This is a genomic window from Kineococcus rugosus, assembly GCF_050871975.1.
Taxonomy (GTDB): Bacteria; Actinomycetota; Actinomycetes; order Actinomycetales; family Kineococcaceae; genus Kineococcus.
The window spans coordinates 1-5,813 of record NZ_JBJLSJ010000074.1; the positions used below are offsets into that span (position 1 = coordinate 1).

Consider the following 5,813-nt stretch of genomic DNA (forward strand, 5'->3'; position numbering starts at 1 on the left):
GGGGGGGGGGGGGGGGGGGCGGCGGGGGGGGGGGGGGGGGGGGGGGGGGGGGGGTGGGGGGGGGGGGGGGGGGGGGGGGGGGGCCCCCCCCCCGCCCCCCGGACCCGGCGGGTCAGAACCCGTGGACGGCCAGGTAGCGGCTCATCCGGTCGGCGGCCCCGGCGGGGTCGGTCAAGACGCCCGCCTCGTCGGCGAGCCGGAACGTGCGGGCCTGGTGCACGGCGCTGCGCGCGGAGTGCAGGCCCCCGACCATGGCGTACCCGGGCTGGCGCCCGTCGAGCCAGTTGAGGAACGCGATGCCCGCCTTGTAGTAGGGCGTGGGGGCCCCGAAGACGTGCCGGGCCAGCGGCACGGTGGGGTCCAGCGCGGCGCGGAACCCGGCGGTGTCCCCGGCGTCGAGGCGGACGAGGGCGGCGGCGGCGACGTCCGCGATCCCGGCGAAGATCCCCAGCAGGGCGTCGGAGTGGTGCTGCCCGTCGCCCTCGACGAGCTCGGGGTAGTTGAAGTCGTCGCCGGTGTAGAGCCGCACCCCGGCAGGCAGCCGCCGCCGCAGGTCCTTCTCGTGCTCGGCGTCCAGGAGGGACACCTTCACGCCGTCGACGTGCGCGGCGTTGGCGGTGACGAGGTCGACGAAGACGTCGGTGGCGGTGGCGACGTCGGGCGCTCCCCAGTACCCCGCCAGGGCGGGGTCGAAGACGTCCCCGAGCCAGTGCAGGACGGCGGGGCGGCGGACCTGGGACAGCAGCCCGGAGTACAGCCGCAGGTAGTCGTCGGGTCCGGTGGCCGAGGCCGCGAGGTGCCGGGAGGCCATGAGGATCGGCTGGGCGCCGGCGTCCTCGACGACCTGCAGCTGCTCCTCGTAGGCGGCGCGGACGGCGTCGAGCCGGTGGGCGCCGGGGGCGAGCTGGTCGGTGCCGACGCCCGCGGCGATGCTGCCGCCGACCGCGGCGGCCTCGCGGCTGCTGCGGCGGACGAGCTCGGTGGTGGCGGCGTGGTCCAGGCCCATGCCGCGCTGGGCGGTGTCCATGGCCTCGGCGACGCCGAGGCCGAGGGACCACAGCCGGTGCCGGAACGCCAGGGTGGCGTCCCAGTCGAGGTCGGCGGGGGCGCCGGGGACGTTCTCGGCGCCGGCGCGGGGGACGACGTGGGCGGCGGCGAAGACGGTGCGGGTGCGGGACGGACCGGTGGGCACCTCCCAGGCGACGGGTTCGTGGACGGCGTGGTCGACGAACCCGTCGGCCGTGGGCAGCCGCAGGGTCCGGCCGGTGAGGGGCCGGTCGAGGGTGACGGTCACAGCGAGATCTCCGGCAGCTCGACGCGGCGGCCCTGCGCGGAGGAGGCCAGCCCGGCCTCGGCCAGTCGCACTCCGCGGGCCCCGGACAGGAAGTCGTAGGGGTTGGGGGTGTCGGCGACGACGTGGCGGACGAACTGCTCCCACTGCACCTTGAACCCGTTCTCCAGCACGGCGTTGTCGGGGACCTCCAGCCAGTCGTCGCGGTAGCGGTGCTGCTCGGGCAGGTCGGGGTTCCAGACGGCCTTGGGGGTGGCGGCGCGCGGCTGGACGCGGCAGCCGAACAACCCGGCGACGGCGCTGCCGAGGGTGCCGTCGACCTGGAACTCGACGAGCTCGTCGCGGTCGACGCGCACGGCCCAGGAGGAGTTCAGCTGGGCGATGATGCCGCCCTCGAGCTCGAAGATGGCGTAGGCGGCGTCGTCGGCGGTGGCCTTGTAGGCCTCGCCCTTCTCGTCGTGGCGCACGGGGACGTGCGTGACGGCCTTGGCGGTGACGGCCTCCACGGGGGCGATGGTCTGCTCCAGGACGTAGTTCCAGTGGCAGAACATGTCGGCGACGATGCCGCCGCCGTCCTCGGCGCGGTAGTTCCAGCTGGGCCGCTGGGCGCTCTGCCAGTCGCCCTCGAACACCCAGTAGCCGAACTCGCCGCGCACGGAGAGGATCTCGCCGAAGAACCCGGAGTCGACGAGGCGCTTGAGCTTGACCAGGCCGGGCAGGAACAGCTTGTCGTGGACGACGCCGTTCTTGACCCCGGCGCGGGCGGCGGCGCGGGCGAGCTCGACGGCCCCCTCGAGGGTCTCGGCGGTGGGCTTCTCGGTGTAGACGTGCCGGCCGGCGGCCATGGCCTTGTGCAGGGAGGCTTCGCGGACGGCGGTGAGCTGGGCGTCGAAGTAGAGCGGGTAGTCGTCGTCGGCCAGGGCCGCGTCGAGGTCGGTGGTGTAGTGCTCGAGGTCGTGCCGGCGCGCGATGTCGCGCAGCTTCTCGGCCGAGCGGCCGACGAGCAGGGGTTCGAGCTGGACCCGCGAGCCGTCGGGCAGCTCGACCCCGCCCTGCTCGCGGATCGCCAGGACGGACCGCAGCAGGTGCTGCCGGTACCCCATCCGACCCGTCACGCCGTTCATGACCACACCGAGGCGTTGCACCATCGCTGCCTCCTCCAGTCTCACAGTTGGGAATGCGCTTTCCAGAGGCTAGAGCCCCGACACCGCGCAGGGCAAGGACCCGGACGGGCCGATCCCCACCCCGGTGCGGGTGGGGCGCGCGGGACGGGAGCGGTTGAGCCCCGCACCACCGACGCGGACGGTGGAGGTCCCGGGAACCTCCCCCGCCGCGCGCTCAGCCGCTGCTAGGTTCCGGCACAGTCGCTCGGGGGGACGACAGCGTGCACCGTGCACCGGCGCCCCCCGGCCGCCGGACCGGAGGTGTCGCAGTGGGTGTCGTCCGCACCATCGTCTTCCCCGCGCTCAGGCTGATCGTCTGGGCCCTCATCGCCGTCGCGCTGCTGTGGATCGCGTTCGTGCGCACCGGGCAGGGCGAGACCGACGCCGCGGCCAGCCCCTACGCCGTCGTGGACCCGCCCGCGGCGACCGTGACCCGCGGCGACGTCGTCAACACCGTGAACCTCCAGGGCACCATCGAGGCCGACCCCGCGACCACGGTCAAGTCCACCGCGGCCGGGCAGGTCGGCCGCGTCCGGGCCGAGGTCGGCGACGACGTCGACGAGGGCACCCCGCTGTTCACCGTCCTGGTCACCGTCGAGCCGCCCGCCCCCACCGACCCCGTCGACCCCGCCGCGCCCCCGGCGCGGCCCACCACGAAGACCGTCACGGTCACCTCCACCGTCGCCGGCACCCTGGCCACGCTCGACGTGCTCGCCGGGCAGGACGTCACCATCGGCGCCGACGTCGCGACCGTCAGCCCCGGCACCCTCACCGTCTCCGCCCCGCTGACCCAGGCCCAGCAGTTCCGGCTGCTCGCCCCGCCCACGACCGCGCAGGTCACCGTCCCCGGCGGCCCCGGCACGTTCGAGTGCACCGGGCTGCGCACCGGGAACCCGGCCACGGCGCAGGAGCAGCCGCCGGGCGCGGGCGGGTACGTCGACCCCTACGCCGACCCGTCCTCGTCGATGACCGGCGCCGAGGTCACCTGCGCCGTGCCCGACGGCGTGCAGGTCTTCGCCGGGCTGACCGCCACCGTCGACGTCACCGCCGGGCAGTCCACCGGCGTCCTGCTCGCCCCCGTCACCGCCGTCCGCGGCACCGTCGGAACCGGCACCGTGTGGACCGTCGGCGAGGACGGGTCGCAGACCGAGACCCAGGTGGTCCTCGGGCTGACCGACGGGCAGAACGTCGAGGTGCAGGAGGGCCTCGTCGAGGGCCAGCAGATCCTGCAGTTCGTCCCGAACACCGACACCCCGGCCGACCAGTTCGGCGGCGGCATGTACGGGATGGGCTACTGATGGGTCCGGCCGACCACGTCGTCTCCCTCGAGGGCGTCAGCCGCAGCGTGCGGCTGCCCGACGGGACGGACCTGCACATCCTCACCGGCGTCGACCTGCACGTCGGCCGCGGCGAGCACGTCGCCGTCGTCGGCCGGTCGGGGTCGGGCAAGTCGACGCTGCTGAACATCATCGGCCTGCTCGACGCCCCCACCAGCGGGCGGTACCTGCTCGACGGCCGCCCCGTCGAGGCCCGGTCCAACCGGCGGACGGCGAAGCTGCGCGGGCAGACGTTCGGCTTCGTGTTCCAGCAGTTCAACCTGCTGCCCGGGCGCACCGCCACCGAGAACGTCGCCAACCCGCTGCTGTACGGCAGCAGCCGGGAGTTCCTGCACCGCAAGCGGATCGCCCGCCAGATGCTCGAACGGGTCGGCCTCGGGCACCGGCTCGACACCATGCCGGAGAAGCTGTCCGGCGGGGAGCAGCAGCGCGTGGCGCTGGCCCGCAGCCTGGTCCGGCGGCCCCGCGTGCTGCTCGCCGACGAACCCACCGGCGCCCTCGACGTCGACACCGGCTCGGCCGTCATGGACGTGCTGGAGGAACTGGTGCGCGACGACGGCACGACGCTGGTGACCATCACCCACGACCTGTCCGTCGCCGCGCGCGCCGACCGGCAGTTCCGCCTCGACCACGGCCTCCTCACCGAGATCACCGGTGACGCCCTGGCCGCGGCGACCGCCCACCGGGAGACGCTGTGACGGGGCTCCTCGCCGCGATCACCGAGGCTTGGGGCGAGATCCGCGTCAACCGCGTGCGGGTCGTCCTGTCCCTGGTGGGGGTGTTCCTCGCCGTGTTCGCGATGACGACCATCACCGCGGTCGGGAACATGGGCCGGCAGATCATCGGGGAGAGCTCCGAGCGCGCCGGCGGCCGCCCGGCGACGCTGCGGGTGGACGCCTCCCCGATGACCCAGCCGACGCCGGAGTCGACCCGCGAGACGGCGGAGGCGTTCGCGGCCGCCGCCGACCGCCACGACGTGCGCTGGTGGGGGCAGACCGGGTCGAGCCAGCTGACGGTGCGCTTCCCCGCGGGCACCCAGCTGGTGCCGGCCACGACGGTGGACCCCAGCTACGGCCCGATGCACCGGATGATCGTCACCGACGGGCACTGGTTCAGCGCCGCCGACGACACGGCGTTCTCCCCCCGGCTCGTCGTCAACGACGGGTTCCTGACCCAGCTCGGCGAGTTCGACGCCGCGAACCCGCCGACGGTCGTCCTGGGCGGGGACACCCCCGTCACCGCGACGGTCGTCGGGGTGTCCAACCCGACCGGCAGCGACCCCACCTACCCGCAGGCGTGGGTGCTGAACTCGGCCGTGGCGCGCTGGAACCTGTCGGACCCGGCGTACTCCTCCTCGCCGAGCCTGGAGGTGTGGGTCCCCGACGCCGACGTGGACGCGCTGACGCAGGCGCTGCAGAGCGAGGTGCAGGCGAGCCTGCCGGGGTTCTCGGTGTCCGTGTACCGGGCCGACGCCGGCGCCGAGCTGGGGATCGTCGACGCGGTCCTGGCATACGGGGTCCGCGGGGTCGGCGTCTTCGCGCTGCTGCTGGGCGGCATCGGGGTGCTCAACGTGGGCCTGGTGACGGTGCGCCAGCGCATCCGCGAGATCGGCGTGCGCCGCAGCTTCGGCGCGACCGGGGGCCGGGTGTTCTTCGCGGTGCTCCTGGAGAGCGTCGCCGCGACGTTCGTCGCCGGCTTCCTCGCGGTGATGCTGTCGATCATCCTGGTCTCGAACTTCCCGCTGCAGGCGGTCCTGCCGGCGGGGCTGACGCTGGAGGACGTGCCGCCCTTCCCCGTCTCGGCGGCCGTCGAGGGCCTGCTGGCCGCCACCCTCGTCGGGGCGCTGGCCGGGCTGGTGCCCGCGACGATGGCGGTGCGCGCGAAGGTCATCGACGCGATCCGCTACTGAGCGCCCCCGGGGGGGGGGGGGGGGGGGGGGGGGGGGGGGGGGGGGGGGGGGGGGGGGGGGGGGGGGGGGGGGGGGGGGGGGGGGGGGGGGGGGGGTGGGTGGCCGCGGCTGGT

The 5,813-nt window shown here is 75.0% G+C and carries 5 protein-coding genes; 3 read left to right on the forward strand and 2 right to left on the reverse strand.

Annotated features, from left to right (window positions below; translation table 11 throughout):
• Positions 1-112 precede the first annotated feature (112 nt).
• Together ACRYM6_RS22865 and ACRYM6_RS22870 are read right to left on the reverse strand one after the other, a co-directional pair.
• Positions 113-1,294: a dihydrodipicolinate synthase family protein gene (locus ACRYM6_RS22865; RefSeq protein WP_432545192.1), complete on the reverse strand. Its 1,182-nt coding sequence runs from the start codon at positions 1,292-1,294 to the stop codon at positions 113-115.
• The gene (locus ACRYM6_RS22870; protein WP_432545193.1) at positions 1,291-2,439 is read right to left on the reverse strand and encodes a Gfo/Idh/MocA family protein; all 1,149 of its coding nucleotides are present in this window, start codon (positions 2,437-2,439) and stop codon (positions 1,291-1,293) included. The genes ACRYM6_RS22865 and ACRYM6_RS22870 overlap by 4 nt, the downstream gene beginning before the upstream one ends.
• 284 nt (positions 2,440-2,723) lie before the next feature.
• Here ACRYM6_RS22870 and ACRYM6_RS22875 point away from each other — a divergent pair, with 284 nt between their 5' ends.
• The 3 genes from ACRYM6_RS22875 to ACRYM6_RS22885 are packed head-to-tail and all read left to right on the forward strand — an operon-like array spanning position 2,724 to position 5,700.
• Positions 2,724-3,752 carry an efflux RND transporter periplasmic adaptor subunit gene (locus ACRYM6_RS22875; protein WP_432545194.1) on the forward strand — a complete coding sequence of 343 codons (1,029 nt, stop codon included), beginning with the start codon at positions 2,724-2,726 and terminating at the stop codon, positions 3,750-3,752.
• Positions 3,752-4,489: an ABC transporter ATP-binding protein gene (locus ACRYM6_RS22880; protein WP_432545195.1), complete on the forward strand. Its 738-nt coding sequence runs from the start codon at positions 3,752-3,754 to the stop codon at positions 4,487-4,489. Before ACRYM6_RS22875 ends, ACRYM6_RS22880 begins: the two co-directional genes overlap by 1 nt.
• Positions 4,486-5,700 carry an ABC transporter permease gene (locus ACRYM6_RS22885; protein WP_432545196.1) on the forward strand — a complete coding sequence of 405 codons (1,215 nt, stop codon included), beginning with the start codon at positions 4,486-4,488 and terminating at the stop codon, positions 5,698-5,700. Before ACRYM6_RS22880 ends, ACRYM6_RS22885 begins: the two co-directional genes overlap by 4 nt.
• Positions 5,701-5,813 lie beyond the last annotated feature (113 nt).